Annotated in this window: 20 protein-coding genes and 2 pseudogenes; 12 read left to right on the top strand and 10 right to left on the bottom strand. The window is 71.3% G+C overall.

Annotated elements, in window-relative coordinates:
- Window positions 1-47: 47 nt before the first annotated feature.
- From ACI2L3_RS25450 to ACI2L3_RS25435, 4 genes and pseudogenes are all read right to left on the bottom strand, one after another.
- Window positions 48-1,319, bottom strand: coding sequence for a hypothetical protein (locus tag ACI2L3_RS25450; RefSeq protein WP_404754711.1), 1,272 nt, complete (start codon window positions 1,317-1,319; stop codon window positions 48-50).
- A gap of 266 nt (window positions 1,320-1,585) precedes the next feature.
- Window positions 1,586-2,275, bottom strand: a pseudogene (locus ACI2L3_RS25445) (ABC transporter ATP-binding protein); the annotation flags it as partial.
- Window positions 2,276-2,473: 198 nt separating this feature from the next.
- Complete coding sequence (locus tag ACI2L3_RS25440; RefSeq protein ID WP_404754710.1) at window positions 2,474-3,853, bottom strand: aspartate aminotransferase family protein; 1,380 nt, start codon at window positions 3,851-3,853, stop codon at window positions 2,474-2,476.
- On the bottom strand, window positions 3,838-4,383 hold the full coding sequence (locus ACI2L3_RS25435; RefSeq protein ID WP_355811804.1) for an Lrp/AsnC family transcriptional regulator: 546 nt from the start codon (window positions 4,381-4,383) through the stop codon (window positions 3,838-3,840). Before ACI2L3_RS25435 ends, ACI2L3_RS25440 begins: the two co-directional genes overlap by 16 nt.
- Before the next feature lie 165 nt (window positions 4,384-4,548).
- Between ACI2L3_RS25435 and ACI2L3_RS25430 the strand changes: the two genes are divergently transcribed.
- The 3 genes from ACI2L3_RS25430 (at window position 4,549) to ACI2L3_RS25420 (ending at window position 10,050) form a co-directional block, all read left to right on the top strand.
- Window positions 4,549-5,988 (top strand): gamma-aminobutyraldehyde dehydrogenase, encoded by a 1,440-nt coding sequence (locus ACI2L3_RS25430; RefSeq protein WP_404754709.1) that lies wholly within the window; start codon window positions 4,549-4,551, stop codon window positions 5,986-5,988.
- A 171-nt stretch (window positions 5,989-6,159) separates the two neighbouring features.
- On the top strand, window positions 6,160-8,763 hold the full coding sequence (locus ACI2L3_RS25425) for an MXAN_6230/SCO0854 family RING domain-containing protein (RefSeq protein ID WP_404754708.1): 2,604 nt from the start codon (window positions 6,160-6,162) through the stop codon (window positions 8,761-8,763).
- Window positions 8,764-8,886: 123 nt separating this feature from the next.
- Window positions 8,887-10,050 (top strand): PotD/PotF family extracellular solute-binding protein, encoded by a 1,164-nt coding sequence (locus tag ACI2L3_RS25420; RefSeq protein WP_404754707.1) that lies wholly within the window; start codon window positions 8,887-8,889, stop codon window positions 10,048-10,050.
- Between the two features lie 42 nt (window positions 10,051-10,092).
- On the opposite strand, the gene ACI2L3_RS25415 is transcribed toward ACI2L3_RS25420, so the two are convergent.
- The 4 genes and pseudogenes from ACI2L3_RS25415 to ACI2L3_RS25400 form a co-directional block, all read right to left on the bottom strand.
- Complete coding sequence (locus tag ACI2L3_RS25415) at window positions 10,093-10,560, bottom strand: hypothetical protein (RefSeq protein WP_404754706.1); 468 nt, start codon at window positions 10,558-10,560, stop codon at window positions 10,093-10,095.
- Window positions 10,561-10,604: 44 nt separating this feature from the next.
- On the bottom strand, window positions 10,605-11,759 hold the full coding sequence (locus ACI2L3_RS25410; protein WP_404754705.1) for a serine hydrolase domain-containing protein: 1,155 nt from the start codon (window positions 11,757-11,759) through the stop codon (window positions 10,605-10,607).
- Between the two features lie 194 nt (window positions 11,760-11,953).
- Window positions 11,954-12,637 (bottom strand): glycerophosphodiester phosphodiesterase, encoded by a 684-nt coding sequence (locus ACI2L3_RS25405; protein WP_404754704.1) that lies wholly within the window; start codon window positions 12,635-12,637, stop codon window positions 11,954-11,956.
- Window positions 12,638-12,664: 27 nt separating this feature from the next.
- Window positions 12,665-13,803: pseudogene (locus ACI2L3_RS25400) on the bottom strand (adenosine deaminase); the annotation flags it as partial.
- Window positions 13,804-13,867: 64 nt separating this feature from the next.
- On the opposite strand from ACI2L3_RS25400, the gene ACI2L3_RS25395 reads away from it, so the two are divergent.
- Window positions 13,868-14,626, top strand: a complete 759-nt coding sequence (locus tag ACI2L3_RS25395; protein WP_404754703.1) for a DUF4190 domain-containing protein — start codon at window positions 13,868-13,870, stop codon at window positions 14,624-14,626.
- Window positions 14,627-15,028: 402 nt separating this feature from the next.
- Here the strand turns inward: ACI2L3_RS25395 and ACI2L3_RS25390 are convergent, their stop codons facing one another.
- Window positions 15,029-16,348: an aminotransferase class I/II-fold pyridoxal phosphate-dependent enzyme gene (locus ACI2L3_RS25390; protein WP_404754702.1), complete on the bottom strand. Its 1,320-nt coding sequence runs from the start codon at window positions 16,346-16,348 to the stop codon at window positions 15,029-15,031.
- Between the two features lie 77 nt (window positions 16,349-16,425).
- Between ACI2L3_RS25390 and ACI2L3_RS25385 the strand changes: the two genes are divergently transcribed.
- Window positions 16,426-17,787: an MFS transporter gene (locus ACI2L3_RS25385; RefSeq protein WP_404754701.1), complete on the top strand. Its 1,362-nt coding sequence runs from the start codon at window positions 16,426-16,428 to the stop codon at window positions 17,785-17,787.
- A 30-nt stretch (window positions 17,788-17,817) separates the two neighbouring features.
- Here ACI2L3_RS25385 and ACI2L3_RS25380 read toward each other — a convergent pair whose 3' ends face one another.
- Window positions 17,818-18,375: an NADAR family protein gene (locus ACI2L3_RS25380; RefSeq protein WP_404754700.1), complete on the bottom strand. Its 558-nt coding sequence runs from the start codon at window positions 18,373-18,375 to the stop codon at window positions 17,818-17,820.
- 207 nt (window positions 18,376-18,582) lie between these two features.
- Here ACI2L3_RS25380 and ACI2L3_RS25375 point away from each other — a divergent pair, with 207 nt between their 5' ends.
- From ACI2L3_RS25375 to ACI2L3_RS25345, 7 genes are all read left to right on the top strand, one after another.
- On the top strand, window positions 18,583-20,085 hold the full coding sequence (locus ACI2L3_RS25375; RefSeq protein WP_404754699.1) for a gamma-aminobutyraldehyde dehydrogenase: 1,503 nt from the start codon (window positions 18,583-18,585) through the stop codon (window positions 20,083-20,085).
- A gap of 69 nt (window positions 20,086-20,154) precedes the next feature.
- Window positions 20,155-21,405: a spermidine/putrescine ABC transporter substrate-binding protein gene (locus ACI2L3_RS25370; RefSeq protein WP_404754698.1), complete on the top strand. Its 1,251-nt coding sequence runs from the start codon at window positions 20,155-20,157 to the stop codon at window positions 21,403-21,405.
- Between the two features lie 134 nt (window positions 21,406-21,539).
- The gene (locus ACI2L3_RS25365) at window positions 21,540-22,700 is read left to right on the top strand and encodes an ABC transporter ATP-binding protein (protein WP_404754697.1); all 1,161 of its coding nucleotides are present in this window, start codon (window positions 21,540-21,542) and stop codon (window positions 22,698-22,700) included.
- Window positions 22,697-23,632 carry an ABC transporter permease gene (locus ACI2L3_RS25360; RefSeq protein WP_404754696.1) on the top strand — a complete coding sequence of 312 codons (936 nt, stop codon included), beginning with the start codon at window positions 22,697-22,699 and terminating at the stop codon, window positions 23,630-23,632. Before ACI2L3_RS25365 ends, ACI2L3_RS25360 begins: the two co-directional genes overlap by 4 nt.
- Window positions 23,632-24,435 carry an ABC transporter permease gene (locus tag ACI2L3_RS25355; protein WP_404754695.1) on the top strand — a complete coding sequence of 268 codons (804 nt, stop codon included), beginning with the start codon at window positions 23,632-23,634 and terminating at the stop codon, window positions 24,433-24,435. Before ACI2L3_RS25360 ends, ACI2L3_RS25355 begins: the two co-directional genes overlap by 1 nt.
- A 48-nt stretch (window positions 24,436-24,483) precedes the next feature.
- A complete protein-coding gene (locus ACI2L3_RS25350; protein WP_404754694.1) occupies window positions 24,484-25,902 on the top strand; it encodes an NAD(P)/FAD-dependent oxidoreductase in 1,419 nt (472 codons plus the stop codon).
- Window positions 25,903-26,076: 174 nt separating this feature from the next.
- Window positions 26,077-26,550 carry a hypothetical protein gene (locus ACI2L3_RS25345; protein WP_404754693.1) on the top strand — a complete coding sequence of 158 codons (474 nt, stop codon included), beginning with the start codon at window positions 26,077-26,079 and terminating at the stop codon, window positions 26,548-26,550.
- Window positions 26,551-26,553: the final 3 nt, after the last annotated feature.

Genomic DNA, 26,553 nt, shown 5'->3' with positions numbered 1-26,553 from the left:
TTTCCGAGCCCCGTTTGCCGAGCCCGTTCTCCGAGCCGACGGGGTCCTCAGCGGGCCAGCGGCAGCGCCGCCAACTCCGCGACGAGCCACGTGAGCGGCCCGAACACGGCGGCCAGCGCGCCCGCGCGGAGCGCCGCCGAACCACGCAGCACCGTCGCGGGCGCCCCGAGCCGCAGCAGCGCGGCCGTCGTCTCCTCACGGGACTGCCGTGCCTCGACGGCGGCCATGGCCAGGGTCAGCACGACGCACCCCGCGACGAGCAGCCCGCCGAGCGCGGTGAGCGGGCCTGCCTGCGGGCGCGGCCCCGCGTACAGCGCGATCGAGGCGTACGCGGCCGACGCCACCGCGCACAGCACGCCGAGCGGCCGCCCCACGCGCCGCGCCTCCTCCTGGAGGACGCGCCCGGCCAGCAGGCGCAGCGCGCCCGGCCGTACCGCCTGGAGGAGCCGCCCGCAGAGGTAGGTGAGGCCCGGGCCCGCGAGCATCAGGCCGAGCGCGGTCAGCGCCCAGCCCGCGAGGACGCCCCCGGAGCTGCCGTCGGCGCCGCCCGGCATGGGGACGCCGGAGCGCGGCCCGCCGTCGGAGCCGCTCGCGTACGTCTCCACGGCGAGGCCGGCCGCGAGCAGCGCGACACCCCAGGGGAGGCCGCTCGGCGGCGGGGCCGGGGCGTCCGGTTCCGCGCCGTCGGCGGGCGCGGAGCCGGACTCGGAGCCGGACTCGGAGCCGGACTCGGAGCCGGGCTCGGCTCCGGTGGCCTCGGTGGTGGTCTCGGCAGTGGTCTTGGTCTTGGCAGTGGTCTTGGTGTTGGCCTTGGCGGGCCGGGGCCGCAGCGCGAAGGCGCTCGCCGCCGACGCGGTGAGAGGGACCACGGCGAGCAGGGTGAGCGCCCCGGCGAGCGGCAACGGCCGCTCGGCGGCCAGCATGTCGGCGGCGGCCCCGTCGAACGGGAGCCCCGAGACGTCGCCGCGCAGGTGCAGGAAGAACAGCAGCGCCACCATGGAGCCGAGGGCGCAGGCCACGGCCGTGGAGACCGTCGCGAGCACCATCAGGCGGGTGGGGCCGAGGCCCACCGCGGAGAGCCCGCTGCGCGGCCGGGTGCCGGGGTCGGTACGGGCCACGGCGACGGCGAAGTACACGGTGGCGGCGATCGGCGCGAGACACCACGTGAGGCGCAGCACGGCCCCGGCACCCGGGTGCTCCAGCGCGTACGCGAGGGTGCACAGCAACAGGAACCCGGTCCCGGCGGACGCGGCGGCGACGAGGAGGCGCCGCAGCTGGACGAGCGGGTGCGCCCCGCGGGCTAGACGGAGAGCGAGCACGCGGCCCGGCCTTCCGTGTTGACGACGGAGGGGGCGGTGATGGCGCCGGTGGGGCCGGGGGTGGCGACTGTGGTGGTGATCGCGCCGGTGGCCCCGAGGGTGCCCGTGGTGCTGACGGTGCTCACGGTGCTGGGGGCGCCGACCGGTTCTTCTGACGGTTCCGGTTTTTCCGATGCCTCTGGTGCTGTTGATGCTGTTGGTGCGGCTGGCGTGACTGGTGCGGCTGATACCGGACCGTCGTCCGCCGCGTCCGCCGCGTCCGTCCCCGGCAGGTGCACCGTGTGCACGCGGCGGCCGTCCATGAGCGTGACGGTTCGGTCGGCCAGGGCGGCGACCTCCGGGTCGTGCGTGGCGAGGACGACGGTGATGCCGTGGGAGCGGGCCGCCGTCGTCAGGGTGCGGAGCGCGTGTGCGCGGTCGGCGCGGTGGAGGGGGGCGGTCGGCTCGTCGGCGAAGAGCACGGACGGCGTGGTGACCAGGGCGCGGGCGATGGCGACGCGCTGCCGCTCGGACTGGAGGAGCGCGTGCGGGCGCTTGCGGGCGCACGGGCCGATGTCGAGGCGGTCCAGCCACTCCTTGGCGGCGGGCTTGGCGACCCGGTGGGGGGCGCCGCGCAGCATCAGCGGCAGGGCGACGTTCTCCCAGGCGGTGAGCTCGGGGACGAGGCGCGGTTCGGGGTCGATCCAGCCGAAGCGGTCGCGGCGCAGCCGTTCCCGTACGAGCGGGCGCATCGTGTGGACGGGGGTGCTGTTGAACCACACTTCACCCCGCTGGGGGAGCAGCTGCCCGGACAGGCACTGCAGCAGTGTCGTTTTGCCACAGCCGCGCGGGCCGTTGACGGCGAGGATCTCGCCCTCGCCGACACCGAGCGAGACGCCGGTGAGGGCGGGGGAGCCGTTGTGTGTGACGTGCAGTGCGCGTGCCCACAGCACGTCGTTGTCCGGCGGGGCCACCATGGCGTACACCTCGGTTCAGATCAGTTTGCCTCCCCCGTACGGGGGAACGAAGGCGGGGCCGATCGGTCACTGGGCACGCTAGGGATTCGGGCGTACCTGCCCGGAAAAGACGCGGCCCGGGGGCGCCCGTTCTCACTCGAACGGGCGCTCCCGGGGCCGGTGTTCATCACTCGATCATACGAAAGCCCGACCGAGGGATCAGAGCTTCGTCCACGCCTCCGTGAGGACCTGCCGCAGGATGCCCTCGATCTCGTCGAAGGTCTCCTGCGTGGAGATCAGCGGCGGGGCGAGCTGGACGACCGGGTCGCCGCGGTCGTCGGCACGGCAGTACAGGCCGTTGTCGTAGAGCGCCTTGGAGAGGAACCCGTACAGGACGCGCTCGGTCTCCTCGTCGTTGAACGACTCCTTGGTGTCCTTGTCCTTCACCAGCTCGATGCCGTAGAAGAAGCCGTTGCCGCGGACGTCGCCGACGATCGGCAGGTCGAGAAGCTTGCGGAGGGTCTGGTAGAACGCGTCCTCGTTGTCGAGGACGTGCTGGTTGAGACCCTCCTTCTCGAAGATGTCGAGGTTGGCGATGCCGACCGCGGCGGACACGGGGTGACCGCCGAAGGTGTAGCCGTGCAGGAAGGTGTTGTCGCCCTTGTAGAACGGCTCGGCGAGCTTGTCCGAGATGATGCACGCGCCGATCGGGGAGTAGCCCGAGGTCATGCCCTTGGCGCAGGTGATCATGTCCGGGACGTAGCCGAACTTGTCACAGGCGAACATCGTGCCGAGGCGGCCGAAGGCGCAGATGACCTCGTCGGAGACGAGCAGCACGTCGTACTTGTCGCAGATCTCGCGCACGCGCTGGAAGTAGCCGGGCGGGGGCGGGAAGCAGCCGCCCGCGTTCTGCACCGGTTCCAGGAAGACGGCGGCGACCGTCTCCGGGCCCTCGAAGAGGATCTCCTGCTCGATCTGGTCGGCGGCCCAGCGCCCGAAGGCCTCGGGGTCGTCGCCGTGGATCGGGGCGCGGTAGATGTTCGTGTTCGGCACCTTGTGCGCGCCCGGGACGAGCGGCTCGAAGGGGGCCTTCAGGGCCGGCAGGCCGGTGATGGACAGGGCGCCCTGCGGGGTGCCGTGGTAGGCGACCGCGCGGGATATGACCTTGTACTTCGTGTGGTTGCCGGTGAGCTTGTGGTACTGCTTCGCCAGCTTCCAGGCGGTCTCGACGGCCTCGCCGCCACCGGTGGTGAAGAAGACCTTGTTGAGGTCGCCCGGCGCGTAGTTCGCGAGGCGCTCGGCGAGCTCGACGGCCTTCGGGTGGGCGTAGGACCACACCGGGAAGAAGGCCAGCTCCTGCGCCTGCTTGTAGGCGGTCTCGGCGAGCTCGTGACGGCCGTGGCCCGCGTTGACGACGAAGAGGCCGGAGAGGCCGTCCAGGTACTTCTTGCCCTTGTCGTCGTAGATGTAGGTGCCCTCGCCACGCACGATGGTGGGAACGGGCGCGTTCTCGTACGACGACATGCGGGTGAAGTGCATCCACAGGTGGTCGTAGGCGGTCTGGCTGAGGTCCTTGCTCACGGCTATCGGGTTCCCCACATATAGGTCTGCTTCTTGAGCTTGAGGTAGACGAAGCTCTCGGTGGAGCGCACGCCGGGGAGGGCGCGGATGCGCTTGTTGATGACTTCGAGCAGGTGGTCGTCGTCTTCGCAGACGATCTCCACGAGGAGGTCGTGCGAGCCCGCGGTCATCACCACGTACTCCGCCTCCGGCATGGCGGCCACGGCGTCCGCGACCGGATCCACATCGCCCTCGACGTCGATACCGACCATCGCCTGCCTGCGGAATCCCACGGTGAGCGGGTCCGTGACCGCGACGATCTGCATCACGCCCTGGTCGAGCAGCTTCTGCACGCGCTGGCGCACGGCCGCCTCGGAGAGGCCCACGGCCTTGCCGATGGCGGCGTACGGACGGCGTCCGTCCTCCTGGAGCTGCTCGATGATCGCCAGAGAGACGGCGTCCACGGGCGGGGTGCCGTTCCCATTGCCGCTCCCGCCCGGATTCCCGGTGCGTGAGCCGCGAGGGCTGCTGGGGTCTGCGCTGCGACTTGCCACGACCTCACTGTGCACGACGTCTCGTCACTTCCGCAAGGCCAGATCGATGTAATTCGTTGTCTGCGACTCCGATACTCACGGATTCCGCAGTTCTGGGCCGCTGGGTATGTTGAAAGCGTCGGTACAGCGACTAGGGTGGGTGTCTCATCCATTGGACATCTGACTTGGAGGGCCGCGGAAGTGACCACCGAGCTGCGCCGTCTGCGCAACTACATCAACGGAGAATTCCGGGACGCGGCCGACGGACGGACCACCGAGGTCATCAACCCGGCGACCGGCGAGGCGTACGCGACCGCGCCGCTGTCGGGCCAGGCCGACGTGGACGCCGCCATGAAGGCCGCCGCCGACGCGTTCCCCGCCTGGCGGGACCAGACGCCCGCCGAGCGGCAGCGGGCCCTGCTCAAGATCGCCGACGCGTTCGAGGAGCGGGCCGAGGAACTCATCGCGGCCGAGGTCGAGAACACGGGCAAGCCCATCGGACTCACCCGGTCCGAGGAGATCCCGCCCATGGTCGACCAGATCCGCTTCTTCGCGGGCGCGGCCCGGATGCTGGAGGGGCGCGCCGCCGGCGAGTACATGGAGGGTCTGACCTCCATCGTCCGCCGCGAGCCGATCGGTGTCTGCGCGCAGGTCGCGCCGTGGAACTACCCCATGATGATGGGCGTATGGAAGTTCGCCCCGGCGCTCGCGGCCGGTAACACGGTCGTGCTGAAGCCGTCCGACACCACCCCCGCGTCGACCGTCCTGATGGCCGAGATCATCGGCTCCATCGTGCCGCCCGGCGTCTTCAACGTGGTGACGGGCGACCGCGACACCGGCCGCCTGATGGTCGAGCACAAGACCCCGGCGATGGCCTCCATCACCGGCTCCGTGCGCGCCGGCATGCAGGTCGCCGAGTCCGCGTCCAAGGACCTCAAGCGCGTCCACCTGGAGCTCGGCGGCAAGGCCCCCGTCGTGGTCTTCGAGGACACCGACATCGCCAAGGCCGTCGAGGACATCTCGATGGCGGGCTTCTTCAACGCGGGCCAGGACTGTACGGCCGCCACGCGCGTGCTCGTCCACGAGTCCATCCACGACGACTTCGTGACGGCGCTCGCCAAGGCCGCCGCCGACACGAAGACCGGCCAGCCGGACGACGAGGACGTGCTGTACGGCCCGCTCAACAACGCCAACCAGCTGAAGCAGGTCTCCGGCTTCATCGAGCGGCTTCCCGCGCACGCGCGCGTGGAGGCCGGTGGCCAGCGGGTCGGCGAGAAGGGCTACTTCTTCGCGCCGACCGTCGTCTCCGGCCTCAAGCAGGACGACGAGATCATCCAGAACGAGGTCTTCGGCCCCGTCATCACCGTCCAGTCCTTCACGGACGAGGCGCAGGCCGTCGAGTACGCGAACGGCGTCGAGTACGCGCTCGCGTCTTCCGTGTGGACCAAGGACCACGCGCGCGCGATGCGGATGTCCAAGGTGCTCGACTTCGGGTGCGTGTGGATCAACACGCACATTCCGCTCGTCGCGGAGATGCCGCACGGTGGGTTCAAGAAGTCTGGGTACGGCAAGGACCTCTCGTCGTACGGGTTCGACGACTACACGCGCATCAAGCACGTGATGACGTCGATCGAGGGTTAGTACCCCCTTGGCCTGGGCTAATTGAGATGCCGGGCCCCGCCGCCCCCGCGTACCGTTGCGTACGCGGGGGCGGCTCCGTGGTGTGCTTCCTTCTTTTTCTTCTCTGCAAAAGATCCGTAGCGCACCCACTCCCCGCCCCCGCATTTCTCTGCACCACGGGGGTGGGACCTGATGACGACGACCGTGACCGACGACCTCGCGGGGCTGCTGCTGCGCCGCCGGCAGAGCGTGTACGTTCCCGAAGGTGCCGGACGGTCCGCCGTGACCGATGCCGGCGTCGTCGTCCTCGAAGCCGAACTCGCCGACCGCGGGCACCTGCTGACCGCCCCGCTGCGCCGCGCGCTGACCGCGCTGTCCGCCGACGACCTCGCGACGACCGGGCGCAAGCTGCTCGCCGACGTCGACGCGCTGATGGGCTCCGACCGGCACCACGCCCCGCTGTTCGCGCGGTTCCCCGCCGAGACGGCGTACCAGCCCGCGTACGAGCGCTACACCACCGTCGTCGCCGAGTACCTCGCCGCCCAGCCGCACCAGCCCTGCATGAACTGCGCGGGCACCAAGGCGAGCGTCCGCGCGGTCGCCCCCTGCGCCCACATCCTGTGCGACGACTGCCTCGGCGCGAAGAGGCACGTCTGGTACTGCTGCGACCAGTGCTGCGAGTGGTACACCTGCCCGATCTGCGAGCAGCGCTACGAGACCGACGGGCCCACCGACCCCTGGCTCGACACCGGCGCCGGCCTCGGCGGTGACGGCGGCCCCGTCCTGCGCGCCCTGCGCCTCGGCGCGCCCGGCGACGCCGCCGCCGAGCTCACCGCGCTGCTCGCCCGCCGTACGCCCCTGAACCCGCAGGACCACGACGACCTCGTCCTGCTCCTCGGCCACCTGGACCCGGCCGCGGCGGCGGACTGGCTCCCGGCCGCCATCCCGCTGCGCGAGAGCAAGGCCCTCGCCCTCGCGCCGCTCCTCGACCTGCCCGACGTGCGCCCGCTCGTCGCGCGGTACGCGGACACGGCGACCGACGTGCTGCGCCTGCTCGTCGTACGGTCCGGTGGCGACCCCGACCTGCTCGAACTCCCGCGCCTGCGCGGCCTCCCGCGGCCCGTGCGCCGCGAACTCCTCGCCCTTCTCGACGGGTTCGGCTTCCGGCGCCTCGCCGAGGACATGGCCCGCCACCCGCGCGCGTGGAAGCGGGCCGGCGAAATACTGCACCCCTTCGAGCGGGCCCACCGGCACGCGCGCGTGGCGCTCGCCTTCGCCACCCTGCGCGGGACGCGCGTCGGCGACGGCGCGCTCGGCGAGGTGCTGCTCGCCGAGGCCGCCCGGCACGGCGACGTCCGCCTCACCGGCGACCGGCTGCGCGTCGTCACCTGGCAGGCCCGCGTCGAGGAGGCGCTCGCCCGCTGGGACGTCGAGGCGGCGGTGCGGCTCCTGAGCGAGCGCCCCGGCGAACTCCTGCGCCGCCTCGACCTGCTGCTCGCCCGCTCGGGCGCCACGACGCTCCCCGACACGGTGGGTGAGGCGCTCGCCGCCGCACTGCCGCACTCCGGCCCCGGTCCGCTGCTCGGCGCGTACGGCCGCATGAAGGTCCGCGCCGAGGCGGGGCACCGCCGTGTCTTCTTCCCGCGCGGGCGTGTCACCAAGGCGTACGCGGTCGAGGACCACCGCCCGCCGCTGCCCTCCCGCGTCACCGGCCGCGCCGGCGAGCTGATCGCGGCGGAGGCCGTCCGGCGCCTTGCCGCGCGCGAGGGCGAGCGGTACGACGTGGCCGTCCTGGACGCCTCCCTCGCCGACCTGCCCGTGCCGTTCGCCGAGCGGGCGTCGGCCGCCTCGCTGGTCGCCGTGCCGCGCGGCAGCTCCCTGCCCGTGCCCGCCGACAGCGAGACCGTGCGGCTCTTCCTGCACTGGACGCAGCCCAAGGGCGTGCGCGTCGACCTCGACCTGTCCGTCGCCCTCTACGACGGCCTGTGGCGCTTCGTCGGACTCTGCGACTACACGCAGCTGGAGCACGCGGGCGGCGCGGCCCGGCACTCCGGCGACCTGACCTCGGCGCCCGCCCCGCACGGCGCGACCGAGTACCTGGACCTCGACCTGCCCCGGCTCGCGCACACCGGGGTGCGGTTCGTCGTGCCCGTGGTCCTCTCGTACAACGACGTGCCGTTCGACGAACTCCCCGACGCATTCGCCGGGTTCATGGCGGTCGAGGGCAAGGAGCGGGCCCGCTACGACCCGCGCACGATCCGGCAGCGCTTCGACCTCGGGGGCGACGCCAAGCTGCGCGTGCCGATGATCGTCGACATCCGGGAGCGGCGTGCCTGGTGGGCTGATGTCACCCTCGCCACGACCGGCACCCACCACGACGTGTGGGGCTACCGCAAGCAGATCGGCCGCATGGGCAACGACCTGCTCGACACCTTCCAGCCGTGCGGCCGGGCCACCCTGTGGGACCTCGCCTGCTGGACGGCGGCGGCCCGCACCGACGGCGACGTGTACGTGCGCGGCCGCGGCCACGTCCTGTGGGGCTACCGCCGCGCCGAGGACGAGCCGCGCGCCGACTTCGCGCTGCGCATACGGGACGGCTGGGAGCCCGACGCGCTGTGCGCGGAACCGGAGTTGACGGACCGTGCCGCCCTGCTCGCCCTGCTCCACGGCGAACTGTCCGGCGCGGAGCGCGCCGCGTCCGGCACGGCGTACCGCCTGTACCCGGGGCCGGTCGACGCCGCGCCACTTGACCGGGTCACCGCGGGGGACCTGGCGGGGTGGCTGGACCCGGCTTGACGTACGCCGGGTGATCGACAAGGTGTCGGCTCCACGCGGCGGGGCTCGACGCTGCGTCCATTGCCGCGCCCGCGCGCGGAGGCGCATGCTGCCGGGGTGCGAGCGAACCCCGTAGCTTCCCCCGTGTCCCGCCGTTCCCTGCTGCGCGCCCTGGGCGGCGGTGCGGCCGTCAGTACGCTCGCGGGCTGCGGCGTGCCCGCGGCGTACATCGGACCGGGGGAGCGGTCGGCGGCGGACCGCTCCCGCCAGGACAAGAAGCTGGCCTTCGCCAACTGGCCGCTCTACATAGACACCGACGACAAGGACAAGACGAAGCGCCCCTCGCTGGACGCCTTCGAGAAGCGGACCGGGATAGACGTCCGCTACACGGAGGAGATCAACGACAACGACGAGTTCTTCGGCAAGATCAGCCCCTCCCTGATGAACCACCAGGAGACCGGCCGCGACCTCATCGTCATCAGCGACTGGATGTGCGCGCGCTTCGTGCGGCTCGGCTGGGTGCAGGAGATGGACCGGGCCGCGCAGCCCAACGTCACGAAGTACCTGGACCCGCTCCTGCGTTCCCCGCACTTCGACCCGGGGCGGAAGTACACCGTGCCCTGGCAGTCGGGCATCACCGGCATCGCGTACAACAAGCGGAAGCTCGGCCGCGAGATCAAGCAGGTCTCCGACCTGTGGGCGGACGACTTGAAGGGCCGCGTCACCCTGCTCTCCGGCCTCGACGAGGCGTTCGCGCTGCTGCTCCAGGGCGACGGTGTCGACGTCACCAAGTGGCAGGCCGACGACTTCCACCGGATGTGCGACAAGGTCGAGAAGATGGTGGACAGCCACCACATCCGCCGCTTCACCGGCAACGACTACATCAAGGACCTCTCCAGCGGAGACGTCCTGGCCTGCCAGGCCTACAGCGGCGACGTCATCCAGCTCCAGGCGGACGACCCGGACATCGAGTTCGTCGTCCCCGAGGAGGGCGCGGAGCTGTGGGCCGAGTCCCTGATGATCCCCAACCTGGCCCGCCACAAGCACAACGCCGAGCGGCTCATCGACCACTACTACGACCCCGAGGTCGCTGCGGAACTCGCCGCCTGGGTCAACTACGTCTGCCCCGTCCCCGCCGCCCGCGACATCCTCGCCTCCGCCAAGGACAAGGAACTCGCCGCCCTCGCCGAGGACCCCCTGATCTTCCCCGACGACGCGATGCGCGAACGCCTCGCCATCGCGCGCGACATCACGTCGAAGGAGCGGACGGAGTTCGCGAAGCGGTGGAACGCGTTGGCGGGGTTGTAGGGGCAGGCGGCCCGGCCGGTCGCCCGTGTGCCGGTGGGCCGCTCACGACCGGCGCCGGCGTACGAACTTCCGGGCGTCCTCGGCCGCGTACGTGATGTGCAGCCGCCAGACCTCCAGCTTGTCCTCCACTCTCGACGCGATCTTCCGCCACTTGAACCAGGGGGGCAGCTCCCGGAACGGGACGAAGGTCAGCGTGTCGTCGACGGCGTTCTCGGCGAAGCCGCCGTGGCCCTCCGCCCGCAGTGCGGCGTACAGCTCCGGCGTCAGTTCGCCGTTGAGCCGGGCCGCGTGGCCCGCCGCGGTGTACGCGAAGCCCCGCTGACCGCGGTCCGCCAGCCGCATCGCCTTGAGGATGCGCGGTGAGGCCTCCGCCAGCGTGCAGTTGAAGGCCAGGCCGATGGCCGCCGTGCCGAGACGCGGCTCTCCCCGCTCGTACGCCGCGTCCCAGTCGGCGGGGTCGTCGATGCCGAGCAGGCCCTTGCCGCTCTCCCAGTCCCATTCGGATGCCATGTCCGACCCCTTCGCCCCATCCGTTCGTCGCCCGGCAGCCGGACTCAGCGGAGTGCCGCCGTGACGATGCGCTCGGTCACCGGGTTCATGTCCCTGCCCTTCGCGTCGGTCGCGTTGACCGAGTAGACGAGGGTACGGGAGCCGTTCTCGGCGGAGGCGATGATGTTCGTGTAGCCGTAGCGCGAGCCGGTCTTGAACCACATCACCTTGCCGCCGACCTCCATGCGCTGTGGGCCGGCCCCGAAGGTGGGTGCGGGTGCGCCCGGTGCGAGGCGGGGCAGTGTGAGCATCTCCTTCAGCTGCGGTCGCGGCACGACCTTTCCCGCGAACAGCGCCTGTGTGAACGTCTCCAGGTCGGCCATGGAGGAGATCATGTCGCCGGCGGCGAAACGGTCGTACTGGTTCCACTCGGTGACGTCGACGAGGCGGGTGGTGCCGTCCGGCTGGATCCTCTTCTGGTAGCCGCGGTTGTGCGGGCCGTGGATGCGGAGGTCGGTGCCCGGGAAGTACGTGTCCCTGAGGTGGAGCGGCCGGAAGATCCGCCGGGCGGCCTGGTGGGCGTACGAGTCGCCCGTGACCTTCTCGATCAGCAGGCCGAGCACGGTGTAATGGATGTTGCGGTAGTGCTGCTCGTCGCCCGGGGCGTGCAGGGGGCCCTTGGCGATGGCGGAGGCGAGGACGGTCCGCGGGTCCAGTGTGTCGTAGCGGTGGGTGAACTCGTCGTCGAAGCCGTCGCCCGCGTCGAGGCCACTGGTGTAGTTGAGGAGGCTGCGGACGGGGATGGGGTCGAACTTCTTCGTGAACAGGCCCGGCATGTAGTGCTGCACGGGCCTGTCGAGGTCGATCCGGTTTTCGGCGGCCAGCTGCAGCACCAGGGCCGCCGTCAGGATCTTGGTGATGGATCCCGCGCGGAACCTGCCGTGCGGGTCGGCCTTGCGGTGCGTGACCAGGTCGTGCACGCCCGAACTGCCGCGCCAGACACCGTCCGTGCCGCCGACCCGGACGAGCGCGGCCGTCGCGTCGGCGTTCGGCAGCCCCTTGATCGCTTCGCGCAGGGCCTTGGCGTCGGGTCTCGGGACATCGGTGGGGGCGGCAGCGGTGGGGGCGTGCGGAGAGTGGGCGAGCGCGGGGGCGGCCGCGGCGCCGGTCAGGCCGAGGACCAGGGCGGCGGCGAGAGCGGCACGTGCCGGGAACAGCATCACGGTGACTCCTGGGGCGGTCGGGACGATGTGCTGTTCCCATCCTGGTGACGCCGGGGCGCGGGGCGGATCGTCGGCGGGGAGGGCGCGGTCCCGGGGAGTCGTCGGGGTCAACGGCTATGTGGATGTGGGGTATTGGCCGGGGTTGCCCCCTAGGGGGTGCTGGGCCCCCGGGGGCACCCGGCCGACCTGCCTCACGCAGGCGCGCGCAGCGCCTGAAGGACGTCGATGCGGTTCGTGGTGATGGAGTCGATGCCCGTGTCGAGCAGGCGGCGCATCGAGCGGCGGGTGTCCGGGGTCCAGGCCGAGACGAGCAGGCCCTGGCGGTGTACCTGGGACACCAGGTCGCGGTCGACCAGCGGGAAGCGGTAGTTGAGCCAGCGCGGTTTCACCGCTGTCAGCAGGACGGGGCGGGGCGGGGCCAGGGTGGTCCAGGTCAGCGCGATCTCGGCGCCCGGATCCGCTTCGCGTACGGCGAGCATCGTGCGGCCGCCCGCGCAGTAGTACACGCGGTCCGCCGCGCCGCACTCCGCGACGACCCCGACGACCGTGCGCACCGCGTCGTACGTCGCGCCCGGCAGGTCGAGCATGAGCCGGTGCCCCTCGGTGGCCGCGATGGCCGCTTCGAGGGTCGGGACGCCGCCCTCGGTGAGGCCCTCGACCTCGGCCGAGGAGAGGGCGGCGAGCGGACGTTCGTACCCCCACAGGCGCTTGAGCGTCGGGTCGTGCAGCAGGACGGGTACGCCGTCGCTGCTCAGTCGGACGTCGATCTCCACCGCGTCCGCGCCCCGTTCGATCGCGGAGCGCAGGGACGGGATCGTGTTCTCGCGGACGCGGTAGGGATCGCCTCGGTGGGCCACTGCAGTCACGATGCGCATGAGCCCATTGTGATCACGGGACGGGCGTTATGGGGCGAGCCACGTCTCCGTGTACGTGTCGATCTCGGCGGCGATCCTCGCCTTGCCCGCCGGGTCCAGGAAGGACGCCTCGACGGCGTTCTTCGCCAGCGCCGCGATGCCGCGCTCGTCGAGGTCGAGGAGGCGGGCGGCGACGGCGTACTCGCTGTTCAGGTCGGTGCCGAACATGGGCGGGTCGTCGGAGTTGATCGTGACGATCACCCCGGCGTCCACGAACTGCTTGATGGGGTGCTCGTCGAGGGTGCGGACCGCGCGGGTCGCGATGTTCGAGGTCGGGCAGACCTCCAGCGGGATGCGGTGCTCGGCGAGGTGGGCGAGCAGCTTCGGGTCCTGCGCGGAGGTGGTGCCGTGGCCGATGCGCTCGGCCCGCAGATGGGTGAGCGCGTCCCAGACCGTCTCGGGGCCCGTGGTCTCGCCGGCGTGCGGGACCGAGTGCAGGCCCGCCTCGATCGCCCGGTCGAAGTACGGCTTGAACTGCGGGCGCGGCACGCCGATCTCGGGCCCGCCGAGCCCGAAGGAGACCAGGCCCTCGGGGCGCAGCCCGTCGGTGACGGCGAGCCGGAGCGTCTCCTCGGCCGACTCGAGCCCCGCCTCGCCGGGAATGTCGAAGCACCAGCGCAGTACGGTGCCGAACTCGCTCTCGGCGGCCTTGCGGGCGTCCTCGATGGCGTCCATGAAGGCGCGGTCGTCGATGCCGCGGCGGACGGAGGAGTACGGGGTGATGGTCAGCTCGGCGTAGCGGACGTTCTGCCGCGCCATGTCGCGGGCCACCTCGTAGGTGAGCAGCCGTACGTCGTCCGCGGTGCGGATCAGGTCGACGACGGACAGATAGACCTTGATGAAGTGCGCGAAGTCCGTGAACGTGAAGTAGTCGGCCAGCGCCTCGGGGTCGGTCGGCACCGCGGAGTCGGGGTGCCGGGCGGCCAGCTCGGAGACGATGCGGGGGGAGGCCGAGCCGACGTGGTGCACGTGCAGTTCCGCCTTGGGGAGCCCGGCGATGAACGCGTGCGGGAACGCGTGCGGGTCCTCGGCTCTTGCGGCTGCGGCCGCGGTCTGCTGCTCGGTCACGGTTTCCTCCCCAGGAACGGGTCTGATCGGCTGATCGGTGAGTCGGGATCATCGTAGGCGGCGGTCGGCGCGGAAAAAGTGAGGGCCGTAGCATGACGGAACGTATGAAAGAGGTGACCCGTCATGTCGGCCGAGTCCGAGAGTGATGCCGTGTCCGGCGCGGGTGGCGCCGGGGCGGCGCCGGAGGAGCGGGATCCGTGGGCGCCGCCGCCGGAGGACGCGGTGCCGCCGGCCGAGCGGTGGGGGCCGGCATCGGCCCACGATCAGTGGGCGGCCGCCGCTTCGGCGCCAAGAGCGGTGCCGCCGTCGCCGCCGCCCTTCTCCTCTCCCTCGCCGCCTCCGCCGGCGGGAGGCGCCCAGCCCTTCGCGGCGCCCGGGGAACCGGTGCCGCCGCCTCCGCTCTCACCGGACGGACCGGGGCAGCCGCAGCCGCAGCCGCCGTACGGGTATCCGGGTTACGGGGGCTCGGGGTACGCGGGCCAGCAGGGCTACCCGGGGTATGCGGGCTACCCGGGCTACCCCGGCGGCCAGGGCGCGCCCGGATACGGCTGGCCCGCCATGCCGATGGCGCCCGCCAACGGCATGGGCGTGGCCGGGCTCGTCCTCGGCATCATCGCCACCGTCGGTTTCTGCCTGTGGCCGCTGGCGATCGTGCTCGGCATCCTCGCGGTGATCTTCGGCTCGCTGGGGCGCGGGAAGGCGCGGCGGGGCGAGGCGACGAACGGGGGCCAGGCCCTCGCCGGGATCATCTGCGGAGCCGTGGGCATCGTCCTGAGTGTGGCGCTGCTGGTGGTGCTCCTCGTGATGCCGGACGAGGATTCGGACGCGGGCTCCTCGCCGGACGACGCGGGCTATTCGGCTGTGTTCGCCCCGAGTGCGTAGGGCCCGGCTTGCCTCGCGTGTGTTGCGCCTGGCTTGTCCCGCGCGGGCATGGCGCCCGGCTTGCTCTGCGGGCATGGTGCTCGGCTTAGCCTGCGCGCAAGCGCCCGGCTTGCTCTGCGCACATAGTGCCGTGCTCGCCCCGCGCGCAAGCGCACGGCCTGCCCTGCGTGCATAGCGCCGTGCTCGCCCCGCGTGCAAGCGCCCGGCTTGTTCTGCGCACATAGTGCCGTGCTCGCCCCGCGTGCAAGCGCCCGGCTTGTTCTGCGTGCATAGCGCCGTCCTCGCCCCGCGCGCAAGCGCCCGGCTTGCTCTGCGTGCATAGTGCCGTGCTCGCCCTCCCCGACACATAGCCCCCTCCTCGCCCCGCGCACGTAGCGCCGCGCCCCGTACATAGCGCCACCCTCACCCCCCGTACGTAGCCTCCGACTCGTCGAGCACCGCGCGGAAGTCCGCGGCCAGTCGGGCCGCGTCCGGGGCCTCCAGCGCGGACGTGGTGATGCGCACGGCGGTGGGCGTGGTGATGCGGAAGCGGGCGCCCGCGGCCACCCACCACCCCCGCGACCGCAGCCCGTTGACGACCGCGGACTCGTCGCGCACGGGGACCCACACGTTCATCCCGCTCGCCCCGCGCGCGGCGATCCCGTGCCCCGCGAGCTCCCGGATCAGGGCTTCGCGCCGCTCCGTGTAGGCGCGTCCGGCCCGGCCCACCACCTCGCGCGCCGCGGGGTCGGTCAGCGTCCGCTCGACTGTCTCCTGGAGTACGTGACTGACCCACCCCGAGGTGAGCAGCATCCGCCCCTCGTGGCGGGCCAGTGTGGTGGCGTCGCAGGCGAGGGCCGCCCACCGCAGGTCGACGCTCAGATGCTTGGAGACGGTGCGCACCTGCGCCCAGCGTGCGAGTCCGCCGGTCGTCAGTGAGTGCGAGGCCGCCCCCGCGATCTCGGCGTTGTGGTCGTCCTCGACGACGAGCACATCCGGAAAGCCGTCGAGGACGGCGAGCAGCGCCTCCCGCCGCGCCGCCGTGAAGCGGCCGCCCATCGGGTTCTGCCCCCGCGGGCTGCACACCACGGCCCTGGCGCCCGCCCGCAGCGCGCCGCGCAGCGCGTCCGGCCTGATGCCCTCGTCGTCCACCGCGACCGGCGCCATGCGCAGCCCCAACGCCGGTACGAGGTCGAGGAGATGGTGGAATCCGGGGTCCTCCACGGCCACCGTGTCGCCCGGCTTCAGCTCCACCGAGAGCAGCCGGGCCATGCAGTCCAGCGCCCCGTGCGCGAAGGTCACCCGGTCCTCGGGCACCCCGTCGCGCGCGAACCACTCCCGGGCCAGCTCCTCCAGCCCCGCGAGGCGCGGCGCCGCGCGATGCGAACCGGGCACCGGCGCCACCCGGGCGGGCGGCATCAGCACCGGCAGCAGCTCCGGATCCGGATGCCCGCCCGCCAGGTCGCGCACCCCCTGGGGCGCTCTGGGCGGCCTGCGGGTGCCGACCGCCGGGGCCTGCGCCACGACCGTCCCGCCCCGGCCGCGGGTGACCACGATCCCGCGCTGCCGCAGTTCCTTGTAGGCCGTCGCCACCGTGCCGGCGCTGACCCCCAGCTCGTCGGCGAGCCTGCGCACCGGAGGCAGCGCGTCGCCCGGCGCGAGCCCGCCGTCGGCCACGGCCCGTTCGACCGACGCGGTAATGCCCTTGGCGGTCGAGCCACTGATCACATATTGTGCCACCACGTAATGAATTATGTACCGATACAAAGTGTGAGTCAAGTCGGCCCCCCGCCAAGGGGCGAGCCGGTCAAGGGGGACGGGTGAGCTTAAGTCGTAAGCGGTCCGCGCTGTACGCACGCATACCGGGGGGTGCCGACGGCCGCCGCATGCTGTGGATCGCCCTGATCAACAAGGCGGGGACCGGTCTCTGGATGGGCGCGGCCGCCCTCTACTTCACCCTGGTCACCGGGCTGTCCGTCGCCGAGGTCGGCGTGCTCTTAGGAGTCTCGGGCGCCGTCGGCATCGCGGGCGCGCCGCTCGCGGGCCACCTCGCCGACCGCTTCCCGGTCACCCGCATCATCATCGGGGCCCAACTCCAGCAGGCCATCGCCCTGTTGGCGCTGCTCACCACGGACGACTTCACGCTGCTCCTGCTGTACTCCGCCGTGAACAGCCTCGCCGACCGCGGCGCCAACGTGCTCACCAAGCTGTACGCCGCCCGCATCGCGGGCCCGGAACGCACCAAGTACCAGGCCGTGCAGCGCAGCGTCTCCAACGCGGGCTGGGCCCTCGGCGGTCTCGCCGGTGCGCTCGCCATCGCCGTCGGCACCGCCCACGCCTACCAGGCCCTGCTGATCGGCAACGTGGTCAGCTTCCTCGTCGCCGCGGCCCTCACCCTGCGCTGCGCCGAACCGCCTTCGCCGTCCCGGCTGGTCACCGAGTCCGTGCCAACCGGTTCCGGTCCCGGGACCGCGCCGACGCCCGTCACCCCGACGCCCGTCACTCCGGCGTCCAATCCGTGGCGCGACCGCCCCTACCTGCTCTTCACCGTGACGGAGGCTGCTCTCTTCCTCGACGACGCGGTGCTGCAGGTCGGCATCCCCCTGTGGATCGTCCACGCCACCGACGCCCCGCACGGCCTGGCGCCGCTCCTCATGGTCCTCAACTGCGTGCTGGTGGTCTGCTGCCAGGTTCCGCTCTCCCGGTTCGGCAGCACGCCGGACCGGGCCCGCGCGCTCCTCGTCCCGCTCGCCGCGTGCTTCGTCGTCGGGTGTGCCGCCCTGACCGTCTCCGCGCTCGGTGGCGTGTGGCTCGCCGTCGCCGCTCTCACGGTCGCGGCGATCGCCCTCACCTTCGCGGAGATACTCCACGCCATCGCGTCCTGGGAGCTCTCGATCGCGCTCGCCCCCGACGATGCGCAAGGTGCCTACCTCGGGGTGCACGGCCTGTCCTCGTCGGCCCAGCGCAGCGGCGGACCGCTGCTGGTCACCGCGGTGATCGCGGCGGGCCCGCTCGCCTGGCCGGTCCTCGGCGCGGGCGTGATCGTGACGGTGGCGGCGCAGAGCCGTCTCGTACGGAAGCGGCTGAGCGGGCGCGGCCCCGCGACAGACCGCGTCGCGGTGGGCGACCCAGCGGTGGACGATCCGGTGGTGGGCGACCCGCCGACGCCCCGGGCCACCTGAAGCGCTCCACCCGTCAGACCGTCAGACCCGTCAGACGCGGGACCGCGCCTCCATCAGCGCGAACCCGAGCAGGTTGGGCCCCCGCCACTTCGCGGGGTCCGCCGCTCGCGGGTCGTCGGCCGCGAGGCCGATGCCCCAGACGCGGTCCAGCGGGCTCGCCTCGACCAGGACGCGCTGACCCGTCCCGACGAGGAACTCCCGGAGCGCGGGGTCCGAGGCGAACTTGTGCGTGCTGCCCGCGACCACGATGTCGAACCGCTCACGCGCCCATATCGCCTCGTCGAAACCCCGGACGAGCCGCCCCGCCTTCTTCGCCTCCGCCGGTGTCCGCGCCGCGAGGGCCGCCCGCTCCGCGTCCGCGTCGCCGAAGAGGCGGGCCTTGGCGGCCATCATCCAGTGCTCCGCCGTCGCGTACTCCACACCGTCCACGGTGAAGGGCGCAGGCCACCACTGGCTGAGGCAGCTGGGGCCGAGCGAGCCGTCCCGGCGCGGGGTGTGGCCCCAGAAGTGCAGGTACTTGACCTTTTCCCCCGCGCGCACCGCGTCGGCCAGCGATTCCACCGTGCGGACCGCGTCGATCTTCGTCATGCACGCGAGTCTGGCACGCACCACTGACACTCCGTCCTGGGTTTTCCGGGCCGACTCGACACCTGGTCGACAGATTCCGTCGCGTAACCAAAAGGCAACAACGGAATCACTTGTTGGACTATCACTGCTCTGTCAGGATCGGCACTCAAATCGATCTGGAGCTACGCCGACCCCCGCGGGACGGGGCGGGTGGCGGAGGAGAGCGTCATGCACAACTTCCAGGCGCGGGACCATTTCGCGGACGGTGCGCAGTACATCGCCGGACGGCTGACCAAGGGCACGTCGGGCCGGACCCACGCCGTCGTGGACCCCGCCACCGCCGATGAGGTCTACACGTACGAGCTCGCGGGGACGGACGACGTCGACGCCGCCGTCGCCGCGGCCGCCGAGGCCTTCCCGGGCTGGGCGGGTGCCACTCCGGGCGAGCGCTCGGACGCCATGCACCGCTTCGCGGGCGTACTTGCCGACCGCGCCGAGGAATTCGCGCAGGCCGAGTCGGTGCAGTGCGGCAAGCCGATCAAGCTGAGCCGGGAGTTCGACGTCCCCGGCACCGTCGACAACACCGCCTTCTTCGCGGGCGCGGCCCGGCACCTCCAGGGCCAGTCGGCCGGTGAGTACTCCGGCGACCACACCTCGTACGTACGCCGTGAGCCGATCGGTGTCGTCGGGTCCATCGCGCCCTGGAACTATCCGCTCCAGATGGCCGCCTGGAAGGTGCTCCCGGCGATCGCGGCGGGCAACACCATCGTCCTGAAGCCCGCCGAACTCACCCCCTTCACCTCGCTCCTCTTCGCGCAGGCGGCGACGGAGGCCGGCATCCCCGACGGCGTCGTCAACATCGTCACGGGCGCCGGGAAGGACGCCGGTGAGCATCTCGTCGGGCACCCCGACGTCGCCATGACCTCCTTCACCGGGTCCACCGGCGTCGGCAAGCGTGTCGCCGAGATCGCCACCGCCACCGTCAAGCGGCTGCACCTGGAGCTCGGCGGCAAGGCGCCCTTCGTGGTGTTCGACGACGCCGATCTCGAGGCCGCCGTGCACGGCGCGGTCGCCGGCGCGCTCATCAACTCCGGGCAGGACTGCACGGCCGCCACGCGCGCGTACGTGCAGCGGCCGCTCTACGAAGCCTTCGTCCAGGGCGTCGCCGACCTCATGGAGAGCGTGCGGCTCGGCGACCCCTTCGACCCCAGCACCGACATGGGGCCCCTCATCTCGCACGTGCACCGCGACCGCGTCGCCGGTTTCGTCGACCGGGCCCGTTCCTACGCGCGCGTGGTGACCGGCGGAGAGGTGCTCCAGCACCCCGGCGCGTTCTACAAGCCCACGCTCATCGCCGACGCCGCGCAGGACAGCGAGATCGTGCAGTCGGAGATCTTCGGCCCCGTGCTCGTCGTGGTCCCCTTCGACAGCGACGACGAGGGCATCCGGCTCGCCAACGACACCCCGTACGGCCTCGCCGCCTCCGCCTGGAGCCGCGACGTGTTCCGCGCCAACCGCGCGACCCGCGAGATCAAGGCCGGCTGCGTCTGGGTCAACGACCACATCCCGATCCTCAGCGAGATGCCGCACGGCGGATACAAGGCGTCCGGCTACGGAAAGGACATGTCCGCGTACTCGTTCGAGGAGTACACGCAAATCAAGCACGTCATGTTCGACAACACGGCGGTGGTCCGCAAGGACTGGCACCGCACGATCTTCGGGGACCGGTAACCACGTAACCACGTCGTCACAGGCCGCACGACCGGCGGCCGCCTTCCTCCCGAAAGGGCAACCACGCGCATGGAGCAGTACGAGCCCGACCCCTTCACCCCGGCCCAGCGGGCCGCCATGCGGCGCAGCCTCAGGAACGGCAGGGCCTCCCTGACCCGCCGCGGCATGCTGCGCGCCGCGACGGGCGGCGCGCTCGCCGTCGGCGGGCTCGGGGCGCTCAGCGCCTGCGGGATCCCCGCGGCGGGCAAGGGCCAGGGCGATGTCTCGTCCGAGGACCACTCGGCGGAGGAGAAGCGGATCGCCTTCTCCAACTGGACCGAGTACATGGACGTCGACGAGAAGGACAAGAACCGGCGGCCCACCCTCGGAGCGTTCACGAAACGCACCGGGATCGAGGTCAAGTACACCGAGGACATCAACGACAACGTCGAGTTCTTCGGAAAGCTCAAACCTCAGCTCGCCGCGGGCCAGGAGACCGGACGCGACCTCATCTGCGTCACCGACTGGCTGGCGGCCAGGCTCATCCGTTTCGGGTGGGTCCAGAAACTGGACCCGGCCAACCTGCCCCACGCGTACGCCAACCTGTCCGCCCAGTTCCGCAACCCCGACTGGGACCCGGGGCGCGCCTACTCGTACCCCTGGACCGGCATCTCCACGGTCATCGCGTACAACAAGAAGGCGACCGGCGGGAAGAAGATCACGTCGGTGTCGCAGCTGCTCGACGACCCCAAACTGAAGGGGCGCGTCGGGTTCCTCTCCGAGATGCGCGACACCGTCGGCATGACACTGCTCGACCTGGACAAGGACCCCGCGGACTTCACCGACGACGACTTCGACGCGGCCATCGCCCGCCTCCAGAAGGCCGTCGACAAGAAGCAGATCCGCCGCTTCACCGGCAACGACTACACCTCGGACCTCGCCAAGGGCGACATGGCCGCCTGCCTCGGCTGGGCCGGCGACATCGTGCAGCTCCAGGCCGACAACCCGGACGTCGACTTCCACATCCCCGACCAGGGTTACATCACGTCCACGGACAACCTCCTGGTCCCGAACAAGGCGCGGCACAAGAAGAACGCCGAGCGGCTCATCGACTACTACTACGAGCCGGAGCCGGCGGCCCGCCTCGCGGCGTACATCAACTACGTCTGTCCGGTCGACGGCGTGCGGGACGCTCTCGCGAAGATCGACGCGGACGCGGCGGCGAATCCGCTGATCATCCCCGACCGGGAGATGAAGGAGAAGTCCCGGGCGTTCCGGTCGCTGACGCCGAAGGAAGAGGCCGCGTACGAACAGAAGTTCGCGCGCCTCACGGGTACGTAGCACTGGGCTGGACCGGATCACGTCTGCGGACCGTCTGTGGCTGGTCGCGCCCACGCGGCGGAGCCGCACGTGTCACCGCCCCGCGCCCCTGAAGGGGCGCCCCCTGTTCCCCCTCGACTTCCCCTGGACCCACCATGACCTCTGCTCAAGAAACCGGCGGCGACGTCCGTCTCGCCGGGATCAGCAAGACGTACGGCTCGTTCACCGCCGTGCACCCGCTCGACCTCACCGTGCCGCAGGGTTCGTTCTTCGCGTTGCTCGGCGCGTCCGGCTGCGGCAAGACCACCACGCTCCGTATGATCGCGGGTCTGGAGGAGCCGAGCTCCGGCACGGTCCGCCTCGGCGACCAGGACGTCACGGCCCTGCCGCCCTACAAGCGGCCGGTGAACACCGTCTTCCAGTCGTACGCGCTCTTCCCGCACCTCGACATCTTCGAGAACGTCGCCTTCGGACTGCGCCGGCGCGGCATCAAGTCGGTGAAGAAGCAGGTCGGCGAGATGCTCGACCTGGTGCAGCTCGGCGAGCAGGCCCGCAAGAAGCCGCACCAGCTCTCCGGCGGCCAGCAGCAGCGCGTCGCCGTCGCCCGCGCGCTCATCAACCACCCCAAGGTGCTCCTCCTCGACGAGCCGCTCGGCGCCCTCGACCTGAAGCTGCGCCGGCAGATGCAGCTGGAGCTCAAGCGCATCCAGACCGAGGTCGGCATCACCTTCGTGCACGTCACGCACGACCAGGAGGAGGCCATGACCATGGCCGACACCGTGGCCGTGATGAACGGCGGCCGCGTCGAGCAGCTCGGCGCCCCCGCCGACCTCTACGAGAACCCGCGGACCACGTTCGTCGCCAACTTCCTCGGCACCTCGAACTTCATCGAGGCGGATGTCGATGCCAGGAGCGGCGACGACCTCGTCGTCAAGGCGGGCGACTGCAAGCTGACGCTGCCCACCGCCCGATGTACCGGCCCCACCGCCACCGGCGGCAAGATCCTGGTCGGCGTACGGCCCGAGAAGATCTCCCTCACGCACGCCGACGACGCGGGGCGGATCCCCGAGGGCCGCAACCGCATCACCGGACGCATCGCCGACAGCAGCTTCATCGGCGTATCGACGCAGTACGTCGTCCAGAGTCCCGTCTGCCCGTCCTTCGAGGTGTACGCACAGAACATCGAGCGCGACACCCGCCTCACCCCGGGCGCCGAGGTCGTCCTGCACTGGAACCCCGCGCACACCTTCGGCCTGGACGCCGCCCAGGATGTCGAGGCGGGCGTCGAGAAGGTCGAGGAGGACACCTCCGCATGACGACCGTGACCGACGCACCGCCGCCGAAGGCGCCCGCCCCGGAGGAGCCACCCGCACGCGCGCCGCGCAAGCGCGGGCGGCTCGTCCCCTACTGGCTGCTGCTCCCCGGCATCCTCTGGCTCGTCGTCTTCTTCGCGCTGCCCCTCGTCTACCAGGCGTCGACCTCCGTGCAGACCGGGTCCCTCGAAGAGGGCTTCAAGGTCACCTGGCACTTCGCCACCTACTGGGACGCGCTCACCGACTACTGGCCGCAGTTCCTGCGCTCGGTGCTCTACGCGGGCGCCGCCACGGTCCTGTGCCTGCTGCTCGGCTATCCGCTCGCCTACCTCATCGCGTTCCGCGCGGGCCGCTGGCGCAACATCATCCTCGTCCTGGTCATCGCGCCGTTCTTCACCAGCTTCCTCATCCGCACGCTGGCCTGGAAGACGATCCTCGCGGACGGCGGCCCCGTCGTCGGCGCCCTCAACTCCCTGCACGTCCTCGACGTCACCAGCTGGCTCGGCGTCACGGCCGGCGACCGGGTCCTCGCCACGCCGCTGGCGGTGATCTGCGGACTCACGTACAACTTCCTGCCGTTCATGATCCTGCCGCTCTACACCTCGCTGGAGCGCATCGACGGCCGGCTGCACGAGGCCGCGGGCGACCTCTACGCCAAGCCGTCCACCACCTTCCGCAAGGTGACGTTCCCGCTCTCCATGCCGGGCGTCGTCTCCGGGACGCTGCTCACCTTCATTCCCGCGGCGGGCGACTACGTGAACGCGGACCTCCTCGGCTCCACCGACACCCGCATGGTCGGAAACGTCATCCAGACGCAGTTCCTGCGCATTCTGGATTACCCGACGGCCGCGGCGCTCTCCTTCATTCTCATGGCCGCCATCCTGTTCATGGTGACCTTCTACATCCGCAAGTCGGGGACGGAGGATCTCGTCTGATGGCCGCCCTCTTCCGCTGGCTCCGGCGCAATGTCGTCGTCATCGCGGGCCTGCTGACGCTCGCGTACCTGCTCCTTCCGAACATCGTCGTGACGGTGTTCTCCTTCAACAAGCCGAAGGGGCGCTTCAATTACTCCTGGCAGGAATTCTCGCTCGACGCGTGGAAGGACCCGTGCGGGGTCGCCGACATGTGCGGGTCGCTCTCGCTGAGCCTGCAGATCGCCACCTGGGCGACGATCGGCGCGACCGTGCTCGGCACGATGATCGCCTTCGCGCTCGTGCGCTACCGGTTCCGCGCGCGCGGCGCCATCAACTCGCTGATCTTCCTGCCCATGGCGATGCCCGAGGTGGTCATGGCCGCCTCGCTGCTCACCCTCTTCCTCAACATGGGCGCGCAGCTCGGTTTCTGGACCGTCCTCATCGCGCACATCATGTTCTGCCTCAGCTTCGTGGTGACCGCCGTCAAGGCGCGCGTCATGTCGATGGACCCGCGCCTGGAACAGGCCGCGCAGGACCTTTACGCGGGCCCCGTGCAGACCTTCCTCCGGGTCACGCTGCCGATTGCCGCACCGGGAATCGCGGCGGGCGCGCTGCTCGCCTTCGCGCTCTCCTTCGACGACTTCATCATCACGAATTTCAACGCGGGCTCGACCGTGACGTTCCCCATGTTCGTCTGGGGATCCGCGCAGCGCGGCACGCCCGTTCAGATCAATGTGATCGGTACGGCGATGTTCCTCGTCGCCGTGCTTCTCGTGCTCGCCGGAATGCTGGCCGGCAAGCGCCGCAACAAGCAGCCCCGGTAATCCCCCCATTGCCGAGTGATCCCCGCCATTTCTGAAGGAGTGGAAATCATGGCCCCAAGCGCCATGACCCGTTGGACCAAGTCCCTCTCCGGCGCCCGGCCGGTCTCGTACTGGCTGGACGACCCCGGCAGGCCCGCCCCCGAGCCCGCCCTCACCGGCGACGACCGCTGCGACCTGCTCGTCGTCGGCGGCGGATACAGCGGACTGTGGACCGCGCTCATCGCCAAGGAGCGCGACCCGGAGCGCGATGTCGTCCTCGTCGAGGGCCGCGAGGCGGGCTGGGCCGCCTCCGGCCGCAACGGCGGCTTCTGCGCCGCCTCCCTCACGCACGGCATCAGCAACGGCCTCTCCCGCTGGCCCGCCGAGATCGCGAAGCTGGAGGAGCTCGGCGCCCGCAACCTCGACGAGATCGAGGCGGCCGTCAAGCGCTACTCCATCGACTGCGACTTCGAGCGCACCGGCGAGATCGACGTCGCCACCGAGCCGCACCAGCTGGCCGAACTCCGCGAGACGTACGAGGAGATGGCGGCGCACGGCCTGGCCGGCGGCGCCGAACTCCTCGACGCGGACGCCCTGCGCGAGCACGTCGACTCGCCCACGTTCCTCGGCGGGCTCTGGGACCGCGACGGCGTCGCCATGCTGCACCCGGCGAAGCTGGCGTGGGGCCTGAAGCGCGTCTGCCTGGAGAAGGGGGTTCGCTTCTACGAGCACACACCCGCGCTGGAGCTGGCCGCGGCCGGCGCCGGCATGGCGATCCGCACGCCGTACGGCAGGGTCTTCGCCCGCCGGGTCGCGCTCGCCACGAACATCTTCCCCTCGCTGGTCAAGCGGCTGCGCCCGTACACCGTGCCGGTCTACGACTACGCGCTGATGACCGAGCCGCTGACCGACGACCAGCTCGCCGCGATCGGCTGGCAGAACCGCCAGGGCCTCGGCGACAGCGCCAACCAGTTCCACTACTTCCGGCTCTCCGCCGACAACCGCGTCCTGTGGGGCGGTTACGACGCGATCTACCCGTTCGGCGGGAAGGTGCGGGCCGAGTACGACGACCGGCCCGAGACCTACGCGAAGCTCGCCGGGCACTTCTTCACCTGCTTCCCGCAGCTGGAGGGGGTGCGCTTCACGCACGCGTGGGGCGGCGCGATCGACACGTGCTCGCGCTTCTCGGCCTTCTTCGGCACGGCGCACAAGGGCCGCGTCGCGTACGCGGCGGGCTACACGGGTCTCGGTGTCGGGGCCACCCGGTTCGGCGCCGACGTGATGCTGGACCTGCTCTCCGGCGAGCGGACCGAGCGTACGGACCTGGAGATGGTCCGCACGAAACCGCTGCCGTTCCCGCCCGAGCCGTTCGCGTGGACCGGCGTCGCGCTGACCAAGTGGTCGCTGGCCAGGTCCGACGCCAACGGCGGCAAGCGGAACCTCTGGCTCAAGACGATGGACGGACTGGGACTCGGCTTCGACAGCTGAGCCCCCGCCACCGAGGCGTGGCTGAGCGGGGCGTGATCAACCGGCGCACGCCCCGCTGTCCACTTGTGCCCCCTTCACTACCAACTGGTAGCAGGAACCCGCGTAATGCCCGGCCCGTGGGCCCCTCTCTCCCTGTGACGCACACCGTTGTCGCACAGGAAAGGGAGGCCCGGTATGTCTGGCTCAGGTGGTTCGGGGGCTAAGTCGGCGGTCGAGTGGCTGGTGTCGGTGGCGCCGGATCCGCAGGCCTGCCGATGGGACTGGGAGCGCAATCCCCTGGGGGTGACCCTGCTGCCCGCCGGGCGGCGGTGGGACGTGCTGATCCTGCCCGGCGGACTCGGCCACGCCACGCTCGACGTGCTGACCCGCTGCGTCGACCACCCGGGCCCCGTGCTCGCCGACTTCGGAGACCAGCGCATGGGGTTCTTCGTGCCGGCGGGCACGGTCTCCCGCTGGCTCGGCACGGGCGTGCGCGGCGCGGGTAGCGGCACCTGGATCGTCGTGCCCTACCCGGGCCGGGCGGCGGGCGGCGTCCGCTGGCTGGTCCCGCCGGACGGCTCCGGCACGCTGACCGATCCGGCGCTCCTGGAACTGGCGATGCACGAGGCGGCCGCGGGCCTGGCACGGGACGCGCGGGACGGGGAGTGAGCT

Origin of the sequence: Streptomyces sp. NPDC029674, from assembly GCF_044903205.1 — a bacterium.
GTDB lineage: Bacteria > Actinomycetota > Actinomycetes > Streptomycetales > Streptomycetaceae > Streptomyces.
Note: the sequence above shows the minus strand (reverse complement) of the source record. Positions and strands in the feature narration are given on the sequence as shown.